The sequence below is a fragment of the Micromonospora sp. CPCC 205546 genome (genome assembly GCF_036902715.1).
Lineage (GTDB): Bacteria > Actinomycetota > Actinomycetes > Mycobacteriales > Micromonosporaceae > Micromonospora.
Window position 1 is genome coordinate 36705 of the sequence record NZ_JBAKHL010000032.1, and the last position, 14515, is coordinate 51219.

Sequence of the window (14515 nt, forward strand, 5' to 3'; positions counted from 1 at the left end):
ACGGGGAAAGAAGCCGCGATGGGCGGCGGATGGCAACGGGCGAAACGGGTCGGCAGTGCGGCGTTCCGCCCGCTGCGAGGGCGGGACCTGTCCCTGCACGCCGCCGCGATCACCTTCTACGGGGCGATCGCCGTGGTGCCGGTGGCCCTGCTGGCGATCTGGCTGACCTCGCTGCTGGCGGGAGCCGAGCGGGTGCGCCGGCTCACCGCGTACGCCGTGGACACACTGCCGGACGCGATCGGCGCGCCCCACGCCGTGCAGGCGCTGGTCGGGGCCGGGGTGGGGTTGACCCCGCTGCTGGCGCTGGCGTCGCTGCTGCCGGCGTCGCTCTACGGCGAGGGGCTGCGGCGCGCCTTCGTCTCGGTCGCCGTGCCGCGCAGCGAGGAGTCGATGGTCGGCTGGCGGGGCCGGCTGCTGCTGCTGCCGCTGCTGGCGCCGGCCCCGGCCCTGCTGCTGTCGATCCTGCTCGCGCTGCCCACCACCACGGGGCTGGTCCGGCAGGGCGGCTGGACCGGCGCGCTGGGGGTGGTGCTGTCGTTCCTCGCGGTCTGGCTGGTGCTCACCCCGGTGCTGCTCTGGGTGTTCCGGGTGGTCGGCCCGGCGTCGCCGGACTGGCTCTCCACGCTGGGCGTCGGCTCGTTCACGGCCGCCAACCTGTCGGGCTTCCTGCACGGCTTCGTGCTCTTCGCCTCGCTCCCGATCGACCTGGGGGTGCCGTTCGGGGGCTTCGACGAGATCGGCGCGGGGGTGGCCGTCCTGCTCTGGCTCTACCTCTTCCACGTGATCGTGCTGGCCGGCTACTCCGCCACCCTCGCCCTGTCCCGCTGGCGCACCAACCGCTCCGGGGCCGCCGGCCCGGGCTCGTCGGACTCCTTGATGCCGAAGCGGCGGTAGACCCGGGCCAACGGGCCGGGGGCCCACCAGTTCCAGCGGCCGAGCAGCCGCATCGTGGCCGGCACCAACAGCGCCCGGACCAGCGTCGCGTCCACCACGATCGCCACGATCATGCCGATCCCGATGAGCTTGATGTACGCCATCTCGCCGGTGGCGAAGCCGGCCACCACGATGATCAACAACAGCGCGGCGGCGGTGATGATCCGCCCCGTGCGCTGCAACGCGACGGCCACCGAGGCGGTGTTGTCGCCCGTGCGGTCCCACTCCTCGCGCACCCGGGAGAGCAGGAACACCTCGTAGTCGGTCGCCAGCCCGAAGAGCACGGCGAGCATGAGGATCGGGTTGCTCGGTTCGATGAACCCGGTCGGGGTGAAGCCGAGCAGGTCGGCGAAGTGCCCGTCCTGGAAGATCCACACCACCACGCCGAACGACGCGCCGATCGACACCAGGTTCATCAGCACCGCCTTGACTGGCAGCACCACCGAGCCGAAGGCGAGGAAGAGCAGGACCAGGATCGCGGCGGCCATCAGCAGGGCCATCCAGGGTAGCCGGTCGGCGAGGCCGTCGATCAGGTCGAGGTCGACGCCGGGCCGGCCGCCGACGAGCACCTCGGCGTCGGCCGGCGGGGGCAGGTCGCGCAGCGCCCGGACCACGTCGTGCGCCACGTCGCCGGTCGGCTCGCCCGGGTAGGTCACCGTCAGCAGCGTCGACGCGCCCCGGTTGGCCGCCACCTGCACGCCGGTCACGCCCGGCACGGCGGCCACCCGGTCGGCGAAGGGCTGCACCTGCTGCGGAGACGCCCCGGAGACCAGCACGTCGATCGGCGCGATCGTGCCACCGGGGAACTCCGCGGCGATCCGCTCGGAGACCACCCGGGGCTCGGCGCTCGCGGGCAGCACCCGGTCGTCGAACCCGCCGAACTCCATCCGCAGTATCGGCGTGGCCAACAGCAGGAGCAACACGGTCACCCCGACCAGGTAGCGCACCGGCCGCCGCATCACGCTGTGCGCGATCCGGGCCCAGGCGCCGCCCGTCCCACCGTTCGCCGGCCGCCCACCGCGCGCCCCACGCCGCCACGGCAGCGGTACGCGCAGCGCGTCGATCCGGTGGCCGAGCACCGCGAGCAGGGCCGGCAGCACGGTCAACGCCGCCAGCATGGCGACGAGCACGGCGGCCATCCCGCCGAGCGCCATCGAGCGCAGGAACGCCTGCGGGAAGATCAGCAGACTCGCCATGGCGGTCGCGATGGTGAGCCCGGAGACCAGCACCGTGCGTCCGGCCGTGGCCATGGTCCGCCGGATCGCGGCGGGGGTGTCGTGCCCGGCGGCCAGCTCCTCGCGGAAGCGGCTCACCACGAAGAGGGCGTAGTCGACCGCCATGCCCAGGCCGATCAGGGTGATGACGTTGATCGCGAAGACCGACACGTCGGTGACCATGTTGACCAGCCGGACGGCGACGAACGCGCCGAGGATGGCGAGCCCGCCGATCAGCAGGGGCGTGGAGGCGGCCACCAACCCGCCGAAGATCAGCACGAGCAGCACCAGCAGCACCGGCATGGAGAGCAGTTCCGCGCGGGTGATGTCCTTCGTGGTCTGGGTGTTCGACTCCTGCAGGGCCGCCGTGGCGCCGCCGACCTCGGTCCGTACGCCGGGCGCATCGAGCGCGGGCCGCAGCTCCTCGTACGCGGCGGCCTTGTCGTCCTTGTCGGCGGCCCTCAGCTGGACCAGCGCGTAGGTGGCCCGGCGGTCGGTGGAGAGCAGCACGGGGGCCTGGGTGTCGTACCAGGTGGTGACGCTGGTGATCTCCGGACGCGCGCGCAGCCCGGCGACGGTGGTCGCGACCGGGTCGCGGAAGGCGGGCTGGTCGACGGTCGACGCGTCGCTGGACCAGAGCACGACGAGATCGGCGCCCTGCGGCCCGAGCTCCCGGGTGATCCGCTCGGCGGCCCGGCTGGACTCGCTGGCCGGGTCGTCGAAGCCGCCGCCGGTGAGCTGCCCGAAGACGCCGACCCCCCAGGTGGAGCCCACCGCGACGAGCACCAGGGCGGCGGCCAGCACCGACCAGCGCAGTCGCACGACCATGTGTCCCCACCAGGCGAACATTCGCCTCCCCCTCCGACGACGGCTACGCTGTGACCATCGCTCATTTGAGTGAACGCCGTTAACTATCGCAACGGCGGTCGATTCGGTCAAGGGAGTCAGCCGGATGGGCGTACCGAGCCGACGGGAACGCCTGCGCTCGGCGACAGTCGCCGAGATCAAGAACGGGGCACGGCGGCTGCTGGTGACGGGCGGGGTCGACGCCGTGTCGCTGCGGGCCATCGCCCGCGACATGGGCATGACCGCGCCCGCCATCTACCGCTACTTCCCCAGCCTGGAGGCGCTCGTCGCGGCGCTGGCCGGCGACCTCTACGACGAGCTGCGGCTGCGGCTGGAGGCGGCCCGCGACGACGCCGGGGGCGAGCCGGTCGACCAACTGCTGACCATGTCCCGGGCGTTCCGCGCCTGGTCCGTGGCGCATCCCGCCGAGTTCGGGCTGATCTTCGGCGCCCCGGCGCCCGGCCGGAACACCCCCGTCGACGACCGCGCCGACCCGGACCATCCCGGCGCCCGCCTCGGCGCGGTCTTCATCCGACCCATCCTCGAGCTCTGGCGCCGCTCCCCGTTCCGCACCCCGCCGCCGGAGCGGCTCCGGCGCCTGGGTGGGCGGCGGCTGGAGCCGCTGCGGCGCAGCCACGGCGAGGTGCCGGTCGAGGTCGCGTACGCCTTCCTCTCCGGCTGGACCCGGCTCTACGGGCTGGTGGCCATGGAGGTCTTCCACCAGTTCGACTGGGCGGTCACCGACGCCGAGGCGCTCTTCGAGCTGGAGCTGGAGACGTTCACCGCCCAGCTGCTGCGCGACCCGCCCACGGACGATTCGCCCCGCGTGATCCACTGACCGACGCGCACGTCGGCGGCCTCGACACCCGTCGGTCATGATCCGCACCGGGGCCCCCGGCCGTCCCCCGGGCACCCTGCCCGCCGGCAGGCTGTACGACGACGAGAGGCCGACAGGCGGCGAAGGGCTGACCGGCGACACCTGCGGGCAGTAGGCTCCCCCGGCATGGGTGACGAGCTGCCGTCCCGGGCCGACGTGGTGATCGTCGGGGCCGGGCACAACGGTCTGGTGTCCGCGATCCTGCTCGCCCGCGCCGGGCTCGACGTGCTGGTGCTGGAGGCGGCGGACGTGGTCGGCGGGGCCACCCGCACCGAGGCGCCGTTCCCCCGGGTGCCCGGGCTGCGCCACTCCACCGGGTCGTACCTGCTCGGGCTGATGCCCCCGGAGCTGCTCGCCACGCTGGACGTGCGGATCCCCGTGCTGCGCCGCGACCCGCACTACTTCCTGCCCACCCCCGGCGGCCCCGGCTCGCCGTACCTGCTCTTCGGCAGCGACACGGCGGCCACCCGGGCGCAGCTCGCGCAGTTCTTCTCCCCCGCCGACGCGGCCGCCGACGACGCCCTCCAGGCCGAGCTGGCCGCGCTGCGCGAGGACCTGGCCCCCGCCTGGCTGGCCGAGCCGCTGCCGGTCGACCAGACCGCCGAGCGGTACGTCCGGCCGGCGCTGCGGCAGGTCTTCGTCGACCTCGTCCGCGGCTCGGTCGCCGAGCACCTGGCCCGCTTCGACTTCCGCTCCGAGCTGCTGGTCAGCATGTACGCGGTCACCGACGGCCTCTCCGGGCTCAACGCCGGCCCCGACGACCCGGGCACCGGGCACAACTTCCTCGTGCACAACATGTGCCGGCTGCCCGGCTCCGACGGCACGTGGATGATCGCCGAGGGTGGGATGGGCACCGTGTCGCGCACCTTCGCCGACGCCGCCCGGGCCGCCGGCGCGACGATTCTGACCGGCACGCCGGTCAGCGCGATCACCCTGGACGGCGGCGCGGCCAGCGGGGTGGTCCTCGCCGACGGGCGGGAGGTCGCCACCCGGGTGGTGCTCGGCGCCTGTGACCCGTACCGGCTGATGGGCCTGCTGCCCGATGGCGCGCTCCCGACCCCGCTGGCCGAGCGGATGGCGGCGGTCCGCCGGCCCGGTACCACGCTCAAGCTCAACCTGGCGCTGACCGGCCTGCCCCGCTTCTCCTGCCTGCCCGGTGACGCGCCGAGCCCGTTCGGCTCGACGATCCACCTGCTGCCCGGCTCGGACTCGCTGACCGGAGGGGGCGGCGAGTCACCGATGGCGGCGCTGCGCGCCATGTGGGCAGACGTGCAGGCGGGGCGGCTGCCCGCCGAGCCGACCATCGAGTGGTACCTGCACACCACCGTCGACCCGTCGCTGTCGGACGGCCGCGGGCACCACTCGTCGGCGCTCTTCGTGCAGTCGGTGCCCTACGAGCTGGCCGGCACCGGCTGGGACGAGGCGCTGCCCGGCTACGTCGACCGGCTGATCGGCATCTGCGAGCGGTACGCCCCGGGCACCGGCGACCTGATCGCCGACGCGGTGCCGCTGCCGCCGCCCGGCATCGAGGCGCACTTCGGCATCACCGGCGGGCACATCCACCACGTCGACAACACGGTCTCGTTCACCGACCGGATGCCGTACGCCACGGGCGTCGACGGCGTCTACGCCGGCAGCGCCGGCTGCCACCCGGCCGGCAGCGTCATCGGCGCCGCCGGCCACAACGCCGCCCGCCGCATCCTCACCGACCTCTCCCGCTGACCACCGCTCCCCCCGCTCCCCCGTGCCCGCTCACCCGAGAGCGTCGATCATGCAGTTATGGTGACCGATTCAGGCCGCTTTGTACGGTCTTGTCATCCATCACAACTGCATGATCGACGCGGGAGAGGGAGGGGCGGGGGGATTGCCGTCAGCTGGTCGGGGCGGGGGTCTGCTGCTCGTCGGCGCGGTGGGCGCGGACCTTGTGGCCGACGCTGGTCAGGCAGCGGCCGCTGGGCAGGTCGAACCGCCAGCCGTGCAGCTGGCAGGTGAGCTGGTCACCGTCGACGATGCCGAACCGCGTCAGGTCGGCCTTCAGGTGCGGGCAACGCCGCTGCACGACCCAGCCGCCGAGCGTGATGTCCTCGGCGTCGCTGCTGCGCTCGTGCTCGTCGTACCAGCCCTCGGCGTACTGGAGGCGCTCGGTGGACAGGCACTTGAAGAAGGCGTAGACGAACTCGTTGTACTGGCCGATCCGGGCCGCCGAGAAGCGGCAGGAGAGGAAGAGCGAGTTGACCCAGTCCACCTCGCCGATGTGCAGCAGGTGCTCGATCAGCGCCCGCTCGGTGCGGAACCGGTAGCGGACCTTCTCGTCGGCGTACGGGCGGACCTGCTTGCCGGGGAAGTCCACCACGATCGACTCGACGCTCTCGCCGTCGTAGCCCACCAGGTCGAAGCGGACCGGGCCGCCGACCCCCTTGGCCAGGTAGATCGACTCCTCCAGCAGGGGCTCGACGCGGCGCTGCATCTCCTTGAGCACGTCCACCTCGGGGTGCCGCCAGGACGCCTTCTCGGCCTCGATGACCGGCCGCTTGCGCTCGCGCATCTCCTCCAGGTGGGCCGCCTTGTTGGCGAAGAACTCCTCGACCGGCACCGGGTGGCTGGTCGCGCAGCTCCCGGTGGTGATCTCGGCGACGCTGCCCGGGAGCAGCACGACGCCGTTGGTGCCGCCGACCTTGGCGTACTCGCTGAGGAAGACCGACTGGTCGGGGAAGATGTTGCCCTCGTCGCCGTGGATGTCGTTGAACTGCCACAGCTCGTCGTCGAGGAAGCAGGGCGGGCCGGCGATCGGGAAGACGTGGTCGGCCTTCAGGTCGTCGATGTAGCGCCAGGTGCGGTCGAACTGCCGGTCCCGCTTCTGCTTGCCGAACGCCGTCTTCGCCGCCTGCGGCAGCTCGTAGACCATCGGGTACCAGATCGCGCCGGAGAACTGGAGCATGTGCGCGTGCACGTGGCCCAGCTCGGCGAAGACGCCCAGGTCGGTGGGGCGGGCGTCGTTCTGGTTGAGCAGCCGGACGCCGTCGTACTCCACCCACAGCGAGGAGTCGCCGATCGGGCCGTCGGTCGGGCTGGTCAGCGCCTGGATCATGATCTTCAGGCCGCCGTCCAGCTCCACGACCTGCTCGTTCGGCGCCCGCAGGAACTTGGTGAAGCCCAGCTCCCGCAGCTCGTCCTCCATCTCGGAGGTGGGGAAGGCGGGCAGCAGCACGGTGGCGTCCTTCGACACGAAGCGCTTCAGGTGCGCCGCGTCGAAGTGGTCCCGGTGCAGGTGGGAGACGTAGAGGTAGTCGACGTCGCCGAGGGTTTCCCAGTCGAGCAGGGAATTGTCCGGGAACGGGAACCACGAGGCGAAATAGGCGGGATTGACCCATGGGTCGCACAGGATGCTGCCGGCGGCCGTGTCGATCCGCATGCTGGCGTGTCCCGTACCGGTCACTCGCACCGCAGTTCCCCCTCAAAACGACAAACAAGGTGTACGCCAGAAACGCTACCGGAGGGAGTCTGGCAACCGACCCGCGACGCCGGTAGTGCCGATGCGCACGGATCGGGCCGGGACCTTGGTCCCACCTGCCGGCCCTCGTACGCCCGGCCGGGCCAGGCGTGCCTCGGACGGCCGGATCGTGCGGTCCGCCCCATCGGCCGGACCCAGCGCCGGGCCCGGCGCGGGGCGTGCCAGACTAACCGGAGATCCGATCGCGAGGGAAGGACCGACAGTGGCAGGAAGCGAGCCGGTAACGTCGCCAGACCAGCACAAGCCCGGGCACCGCAAGTCCGGGCGGATCGGTGCGGTGCTCTCCGCGCTGGCCCTGCTGGCGATGCTCTGCGGCAACCACGAGGGCAGGGTCGAGAACATCTGGCTGATCGGCCTGGCCGTGCTGCTGCTGGTCATCGTCATCGGCGACGTCGTGCTGCGGCGCAACGGCCTGCGGTCCTGACCGCACCCGCGTTCCCCGGCGTCGTGCCGGTCCGCGCGCCGGAGGTCACACGCACGAGGGCCCGCCCCCGACCGGGGAGCGGGCCCTCGCCGTACGCGGATCAGTGACCGAACAGGATGTCCTGCACGTCCTTGAGCGCGGCGTCGACCTCGGCCTCGAAGTAGCCGCCCGGCACCAGCCCGAAGCGCAGCGTGTCGAGGTCCTTCGGGTTCACCGGCATCGGGTTGCGCCCCTGCATGCCGCCCAGCAGCGTGTCGAAGAACCGGTCGACCTGGTCCGGGTCGTACCCGCTGCCGAACCGGCGCACCTGGAAGCTGCGACGGATCTGGTCGACACGGTAGAGATCGCTGCCGGGGGGTCCGGCCATCGGCGGACCGGCCATCGGCGGCGGACCAGCGACCGGGGGCGGGCCACCCATCGGCGGGCCACCGGCGGGCGGGCCGGCGTTCGGGGGGCCGCCGAAGCCCGGCTGCGGCGGGGGCCCGGCAGGGCCCCGGCCCCGCAGGTCGCGCAGCTCCCGTTCCGGCATCCTGATCTCGGCGGTCATGTCGGCGCGCGCACGCCGACCGGCCTCGAACCCGTCGAAACGCGGCTCGTCACCGTAACCGCCACCGGGAGCGTCGCCGAAGTTGCCCGGGCGGTCACCGTAACCGCCACCAGGGGCGTCGCCGAAGTTGCCCGGGCGGTCACCGTAACCGCCACCGGGAGCGTCGCCGAAGTTGCCCGGGCGGTCACCGTAACCGCCGCCAGGGCCGTCACCGTAGCCCCCGGGGCCTGCGGGCAGGCCACGCGGCGGGGCGCCATGGCCGACCGGACCGTCGCCGAAGTTGCCCGGGCGGTCGCCGTAACCGCCGCCAGGGCCGTCACCGTAGCCCCCGGGGCCTGCGGGCAGGCCACGCGGCGGGGCGCCGTGGCCCACGGGACCGCCCGGTCCCATCGGGCCGGGGCCGCCCGGTCCGCGCGGCGGCTCGTAGCCGCCCCGGGGGGCGTCGTAGCCACCGGCGAAGGCACCGGTGGGCTCGTCGTAGCGGCCGTAGCGGTCGGCGGGGGGACCGGCCTGGGCCGGCATCGCCCGGGGCGGCATCGGCGGCGGGACCGGCGACATGCCGCGGTCGTCGCGCGCCGGAGGGCCCATCCGGTCGGGCGGACCCATCCGGTCCGGGGGACCCATCCGGTCGCCGTCGCGGGGCTCGCCGCCACGCCCGGCGGCGCCGCCGCGCTCCTCGAGTTCGGCCAACTGCCGCTCGACCCGGTCGAGGTGCAGGTCGACCTGCCACTCGTCGTAGCCGTTGAAGCGGACCCGGAAGACGACGTCGTGGACCTCCTGGGAGGCGACGGGCGCACCCACGGGCCGGCCGTCGAGCGTGGCCTCGACCCGGTCCAGGAAGGCGTCCACCTCGTCGACCTTGTATCCCCGGCGGAGCGCCTTACGCCGGAAACGCTGACCCTGACTCGCCACTATGTCTCCTGGTCTCGTTCGCTACGCCCGGTCACGCCTTCTCCCTGGCCCGGTCGGTGTCGGTGTCGGTGTCCCCGGCGGCGGCGAGCTGCCCGCATGCTCCGTCGATCTCGCGGCCTCGGGTGTCCCGCACCGTCGTCGACACCCCGGCCTCGCGCAACCGCCGGACGAACTCCCGCTCGACCGGCTTCGGGCTGGCGTCCCAACGGCTGCCCGGAGTCGGGTTGAGGGGGATGAGGTTCACGTGGGTCAGCTTCCCAGCCAGCAGCCGCCCGAGCAGATCGGCTCTCCACGGCTGGTCATTCACATCTCTGATCATCGCGTACTCGATCGACACGCGACGCCCCGTGCGGGCCGCGTAGTCCCACGCCGCGTCCAGCACCTCTGACACCTTCCAGCGCTGGTTGACCGGCACGAGTTCGTCGCGCAGCTCATCATCGGGGGCGTGCAGCGACAACGCAAGGGTCACCGAGAGGTCTTCGCTGGCCAGTCGGCGGATGGCCGGGACCAGGCCCACCGTCGAGACCGTGATGTGGCGCTGCGACAGCCCGAGCCCCTCGGGCGCCGGGGAGACCAGCCGACGGATCGCCGCGACCACCCGGGAGTAGTTGGCCAACGGCTCGCCCATGCCCATGAAGACCACGTGCGACAGGCGCGGCGGCGAACCCGCCACCGCTCCGGAGGCGGCCACCCCGGCCAGGTAGACCGCCTGGTCGACGATCTCGGCCGTGGAGAGGTTGCGGGTCAGCCCCGCCTGGCCCGTGGCGCAGAACGGACAGGCCATGCCACAGCCGGCCTGGCTGGAGATGCAGACGGTGACCCGGTCCGGGTAGCCCATCAGGACGCTCTCCACCAGCGAGCCGTCGTGCAGCCGCCAGAGCGCCTTGCGGGTCGCGCCGTCGTCGCAGGCCAGCTCGCGCACCGGGGTGAGCAGCCGGGGCAGGAGCCGGTCGGCGAGCTTCTCCCGGGTGGCGGCCGGCAGGTCGGTCATCTGCCCCGGATCGCGCACCAGGCGGCCGAAGTAGTGGGTGGAGACCTGCTTGGCGCGGAACGCCGGCTCCCCCAGCTCGGTGACCAGGGCCCGGCGGCCGGCGAGGTCGAGATCGGCGAGGTGACGCGGAGGCATCGCGGGCCGGCGCCCGGGGGCGTCGGGGTCTGCGGGAATCAGGGGCAGGCTCGTCATGGCCCGTCCAGTCTGTCACGCCGGGCTGGCGACACACCTGTCCGGAGGTGGCGAATCGCCCTCCGCCGCCCGGGCGGGACCGCTGACGCCGGGTGATTCACGCCTCACTCCAACACCGGGACGAAGACCGCCAGGAGCAGGTACGCGGTCGGCAGCGCGAACAGGATCGAGTCCAACCGGTCCATCAGGCCGCCGTGCCCGGGGAGCAGGTTGCTCATGTCCTTGACGCCGAGGTCGCGCTTGATCATGGATTCGGCGAGGTCGCCGAGGACGGCGGCGCCGGAGACCGCCAGCCCGAAGAGCGCGCCCCACCACGGGGCCACGTCGAGGAGCAGCCAGAGCAGCAGCGCGCTGCCCAGCGCGGCGGCGGTGACCGAACCGGCGAAGCCCTCCCAGGACTTCTTCGGGCTCACCGAGGGCGCCATCGGATGCTTGCCGAAGCTGACGCCGGCGGCGTACCCCCCGGTGTCGGAGAGCACCACCGCGGCCAGCGTCACCAGCACCCGCAGGTCGCCGTCCCCGGGCGCCGCCGCCAGCAGCGCGGCGAAGCCGCCGAGGAACGGCACGTAGACGGCGATGAGCGTGGCGGCGGTCAGGTCCCGTTGGAAGCCGCCCGGCCCGTCGCCGAGCCGCCAGACCATGGTGCCCAGCACGGTCACCAGGAGGCCGAGGCTGAGCGCGTCGGGGCCGGAGAACCAGGCGAGCCCGACGGTGAGCACCCCGCCGACGAGCAGTGGCACCAGCGGCGGGTGCGCGCCGCTGCGGCGTACCGCGCGGGCCATCTCCCAGATACCGATGCCGACCGCGGCGGCCACCACCACCAGGAAGGCGGGGGGATAGAAGAACAGCGGCACCACGATCAGGGCGCCGAGGGCCAGCCCGACGCCGATGGCCGCAGGCAGGTTGCGTCCGGCCCGACTCGGGACGGGCTGCTGGGTGGGTGGCCGGTCCAGGCCGGCCCGACGTCGGCCGCGCTGCCGGCGGCCCGGTGACCGCGCGGGCTCCGGCTCCGGCTCGACGTCCCGGACCGGTTCGAGCTGGGTGGTCGGGTACTCGGAGTCGTCGGGACCGTCGCGGTGGCCGTTCATCGCCGCCGGGTCACCGACCGCCGCCGGGCCGCCGTGCGGGCGGGCCGGCGCCTCGGCGTACGCGTCGGGGACGACGGCCGGACGGCGGTGCCACTGACCCGGGTCGATCTCGGGCTCCGGCCAGGGCAGGGCGGGAGCCGGTGCGGGAGTGGGAGTGGGGGCGTCGGGGCCGTCCCAGCCGCGGGGCTCGGCGCTGCCGTGGGGATCGAGGTGGGACATCACGCACCCAGCGGGACCGGTACGAGATCCACCAGATGACGCACAACCACAACCATTCCCCTACCCGCGCGACTGTTCCGTCCGGTTGACCCGCCCGACGGCCGGCCGATCCCCATCGTTCACCGCAGGGTGGCCGGGAATCCTGCCGAGCCTACTGCACCCGCCGATCCCCCACGTCGGACCGGCCCCGCGACGACGGTGGCACCGGGCCCCTCCGCCCGGGAGCGGACAGGAGCGCCGGTGCCACGATGTCGTCGTCGCCGGTGGGGACCGGCACGGCTCACACCTCGAGGAGTTCGTTCTCCTTGTGCTTGACCAGGTCGTCGACGGCGGCGACGAAGCGCTGGGTCAGGTCGTCGAGTTCCTTCTCGGCGCGGCGGCCGTCGTCCTCGCCGACCTCGCCGTCCTTGACGAGCCGGTCCAGCTCCTCCTTGCCCTTGCGGCGGATGTTGCGGATGGCCACCTTGGCCTCCTCACCCTTGTGCCGGGCGACCTTGATCATCTCTCGGCGGCGCTCCTCGGTCATCTGCGGGAGCAGGATGCGGAGCTGGTTGCCCTCGTTGTTCGGGTTGGCGCCGAGGTCGGAGTCGCGGATCGCCTTCTCCATGGCGTTGATCTGCGAATTGTCGTAGGGCTTGATGATCACCATGCGCGGCTCGGGAACCCCGATGGACGCCATCTGCGGCAGCGGCGTCGGGCTGCCGTAGTAGTCGATGATGATCTTGGAGAACATGGCGGCGTTGGCGCGACCGGTGCGGATCGCGCCGAACTCCTCCTTGGCGTGCTCGATGGCACGCTCCATCTTTTCCTCGGCCTCGAGGAGGGTGTCGTCGATCACCGGTCTCCTCGCCTCCTTCTGTGCTCGTCGTGGGCTTGTCGTGTCGGAGGGACCGCTGAGGTCGGGGTCGCGCGACCGCTCAGGCGGTGATCAGGGTGCCGATCTTGTCGCCACCCACGGCCCGGATGATGGTGTCGTCGCCCTGCGCGCCGAAGACCAGCATCGGCAGGCCGTTCTCCATGCACAGGCTGAACGCGGCGGCGTCGGCGACCCGAAGGTTACGCCGCAGCACCTCGGAGAAGGTGATCGCGTCGAACTTGCTGGCGGTCGGGTCGACCCGCGGGTCGGCGCTGTAGACGCCGTCCACGCCGTTCTTGCTCATCAGCACCACGTCGGCGCGGATCTCCAGGGCCCGCTGGGCGGCCACGGTGTCCGTGGAGAAGTACGGCATGCCGGCGCCCGCGCCGAAGATCACCACGCGGCCCTTCTCCAGGTGCCGGATGGCGCGCAGCGGGATGTACGGCTCGGCGACCTGGGCCATCGTGATCGCGCTCTGCACGCGCGTCTCGATGCCCTCCTTCTCCAGGAAGTCCTGCAACGCGAGGCAGTTCATCACGGTGCCGAGCATGCCCATGTAGTCGGCCCGGGCCCGGTCCATGCCGCGCTTCTGCAGCTCCGCGCCCCGGAAGAAGTTGCCGCCGCCGACCACCACCGAGACCTGCACGCCGCGGCGGACCACGGTGGCGATCTGCCGGGCGATGGCCTGCACGACGTCCGGGTCCACCCCGATCGCGCCCCCGCCGAACACCTCACCGGAGAGCTTCAACACCACCCGGCGGGCCCGGCCGGGAGGCGGCGCCGTCGGATCGTCCGTCGCCAGACTCCGGTCACTCACAACCTGCGTCATCCGCCCCGTCCTTCCCCATGCGCACGTCCCGTACGCCCCGTACCGCGAAACTGCCGTAGCCGACCCTATGCGACGAGGAGGCCGCGGTGCCTGTCACGTACACCGGCGGCCTCCTCGTCGACGTTTCCCTGCCCGCGGCGCGCGAAGCGCCCGGGGCGGCTCAGGCCTGGCCGACCTCGAACCGGACGAAGCGGGCGACGTCGATGCCGGCCTCGGCCAGCAGCTGCTTCACCGTCTTCTTGTTGTCGGCGACCGACGCCTGCTCGAGCAGGACGTAGTCCTTGAAGAACGCGTTCACCCGGCCCTCGACGATCTTCGGCAGCGCCGCCTCGGGCTTGTTCTCCTCGCGGGCGGTCTGCTCGGCGATGCGCCGCTCGGACTCGACGACGTCGGCCGGCACCTCGTCCCGCGTGAGGTACTTCGGCCGCATGGCGGCGATCTGCATCGCGACGCCGCGGGCGTCCGAGTCGGACGCCTCGTCGCCGGCGGTGCTGGTGTACTGCACGAGCACGCCGACCGCCGGGGGCAGGTCCTGGCTCTTGCGGTGCAGGTAGACGGCGGTGGTGCCGTCGAGCTTGGCGAACCGGTTGAGAACGAGCTTCTCGCCGATCTTGGCGGACTGCTCCTGCACCAGGTCGGCGACGGTCTTGCCGTCCAGCTCGGTGGCGAGCAGCTCCTCGGCGGTGCCGACGCCGCTGCGCTCGCCGTGCTCCACCAGCTGCTGGGCGAGCTCGATGAAGGCGTCGGTCTTGGCGACGAAGTCGGTCTCGCAGTTGAGCTCGAGCAGCGCCTTGCCGGAGTGGGCGATCAGACCATTGGCGGCCGTACGGCCGGCCCGCTTGCCGACATCCTTGGCGCCCTTGACGCGCAGGATCTCGACGGCCTTGTCGAAGTCGCCCTCGGCCTCGGTCAGCGCCTTCTTGCAGTCCATCATGCCGGCGCCGGTGAGGTCGCGGAGCTTCTTGACGTCCGCGGCGGTGAAGTTGGACATGGCTCTCTCTTCGGTGTTGAGACTGCGGGTGGGTTGGTCCTGGTGCCGGTTACCCGGATCCGGGCGCGACGTGCCCGGCGTACCT

12 protein-coding genes are annotated in these 14515 nt (G+C 72.6%); 4 read left to right on the forward strand and 8 right to left on the reverse strand.

Annotated features, from left to right (window positions below; genetic code table 11):
• Window positions 1-18: 18 nt before the first annotated feature.
• Complete coding sequence (locus tag V6U77_RS16660; protein WP_334607247.1) at window positions 19-894, forward strand: YhjD/YihY/BrkB family envelope integrity protein; 876 nt, start codon at window positions 19-21, stop codon at window positions 892-894.
• Here the strand turns inward: V6U77_RS16660 and V6U77_RS16665 are convergent.
• Entirely contained in the window at window positions 798-2996 is a 2199-nt protein-coding gene (locus V6U77_RS16665; protein WP_334607248.1) for an MMPL family transporter, read from the reverse strand. The genes V6U77_RS16660 and V6U77_RS16665 overlap by 97 nt on opposite strands.
• Window positions 2997-3099: 103 nt before the next feature.
• On the opposite strand from V6U77_RS16665, the gene V6U77_RS16670 reads away from it, so the two are divergent.
• Window positions 3100-3831 carry a TetR/AcrR family transcriptional regulator gene (locus tag V6U77_RS16670; protein WP_334607249.1) on the forward strand — a complete coding sequence of 244 codons (732 nt, stop codon included), beginning with the start codon at window positions 3100-3102 and terminating at the stop codon, window positions 3829-3831.
• 165 nt (window positions 3832-3996) lie between these two features.
• On the forward strand, window positions 3997-5592 hold the full coding sequence (locus tag V6U77_RS16675) for a phytoene desaturase family protein (protein ID WP_334607250.1): 1596 nt from the start codon (window positions 3997-3999) through the stop codon (window positions 5590-5592).
• A gap of 148 nt (window positions 5593-5740) precedes the next feature.
• Here V6U77_RS16675 and V6U77_RS16680 read toward each other — a convergent pair whose 3' ends face one another.
• A complete protein-coding gene (locus tag V6U77_RS16680) occupies window positions 5741-7312 on the reverse strand; it encodes a Rieske 2Fe-2S domain-containing protein (protein ID WP_334607251.1) in 1572 nt (523 codons plus the stop codon).
• A gap of 271 nt (window positions 7313-7583) precedes the next feature.
• On the opposite strand from V6U77_RS16680, the gene V6U77_RS16685 reads away from it, so the two are divergent.
• On the forward strand, window positions 7584-7805 hold the full coding sequence (locus V6U77_RS16685; RefSeq protein WP_334607252.1) for a DUF2631 domain-containing protein: 222 nt from the start codon (window positions 7584-7586) through the stop codon (window positions 7803-7805).
• A gap of 100 nt (window positions 7806-7905) precedes the next feature.
• Here V6U77_RS16685 and V6U77_RS16690 read toward each other — a convergent pair whose 3' ends face one another.
• The 6 genes from V6U77_RS16690 to tsf form a co-directional block, all read right to left on the reverse strand.
• Window positions 7906-9264 carry a DivIVA domain-containing protein gene (locus V6U77_RS16690; protein ID WP_334607253.1) on the reverse strand — a complete coding sequence of 453 codons (1359 nt, stop codon included), beginning with the start codon at window positions 9262-9264 and terminating at the stop codon, window positions 7906-7908.
• A 31-nt stretch (window positions 9265-9295) separates the two neighbouring features.
• On the reverse strand, window positions 9296-10447 hold the full coding sequence (gene rlmN, locus V6U77_RS16695; RefSeq protein WP_334607254.1) for a 23S rRNA (adenine(2503)-C(2))-methyltransferase RlmN: 1152 nt from the start codon (window positions 10445-10447) through the stop codon (window positions 9296-9298).
• Between the two features lie 104 nt (window positions 10448-10551).
• Window positions 10552-11754, reverse strand: a complete 1203-nt coding sequence (locus tag V6U77_RS16700; protein WP_334607255.1) for a phosphatidate cytidylyltransferase — start codon at window positions 11752-11754, stop codon at window positions 10552-10554.
• A 280-nt stretch (window positions 11755-12034) separates the two neighbouring features.
• Complete coding sequence (frr, locus tag V6U77_RS16705) at window positions 12035-12592, reverse strand: ribosome recycling factor (protein WP_089001534.1); 558 nt, start codon at window positions 12590-12592, stop codon at window positions 12035-12037.
• Window positions 12593-12671: 79 nt separating this feature from the next.
• Entirely contained in the window at window positions 12672-13439 is a 768-nt protein-coding gene (pyrH, locus tag V6U77_RS16710; protein ID WP_334607256.1) for a UMP kinase, read from the reverse strand.
• A gap of 160 nt (window positions 13440-13599) precedes the next feature.
• Entirely contained in the window at window positions 13600-14430 is an 831-nt protein-coding gene (gene tsf, locus V6U77_RS16715) for a translation elongation factor Ts (protein WP_334607257.1), read from the reverse strand.
• Window positions 14431-14515 lie beyond the last annotated feature (85 nt).

What these genes read in the sequence shown, in the direction of transcription:
- V6U77_RS16660 (WP_334607247.1), top strand. Translation starts at nt 19, where the DNA reads ATGGGCGGCGGATGGCAACGGGCGAAACGGGTCGGCAGTGCGGCGTTC.
- V6U77_RS16665 (WP_334607248.1), bottom strand. Translation starts at nt 2,996, where the DNA reads ATGTTCGCCTGGTGGGGACACATGGTCGTGCGACTGCGCTGGTCGGTG.
- V6U77_RS16670 (WP_334607249.1), top strand. Translation starts at nt 3,100, where the DNA reads ATGGGCGTACCGAGCCGACGGGAACGCCTGCGCTCGGCGACAGTCGCC.
- V6U77_RS16675 (WP_334607250.1), top strand. Translation starts at nt 3,997, where the DNA reads ATGGGTGACGAGCTGCCGTCCCGGGCCGACGTGGTGATCGTCGGGGCC.
- rlmN (WP_334607254.1), bottom strand. Translation starts at nt 10,447, where the DNA reads ATGACGAGCCTGCCCCTGATTCCCGCAGACCCCGACGCCCCCGGGCGC.
- V6U77_RS16700 (WP_334607255.1), bottom strand. Translation starts at nt 11,754, where the DNA reads ATGTCCCACCTCGATCCCCACGGCAGCGCCGAGCCCCGCGGCTGGGAC.
- pyrH (WP_334607256.1), bottom strand. Translation starts at nt 13,439, where the DNA reads ATGACGCAGGTTGTGAGTGACCGGAGTCTGGCGACGGACGATCCGACG.
- tsf (WP_334607257.1), bottom strand. Translation starts at nt 14,430, where the DNA reads ATGTCCAACTTCACCGCCGCGGACGTCAAGAAGCTCCGCGACCTCACC.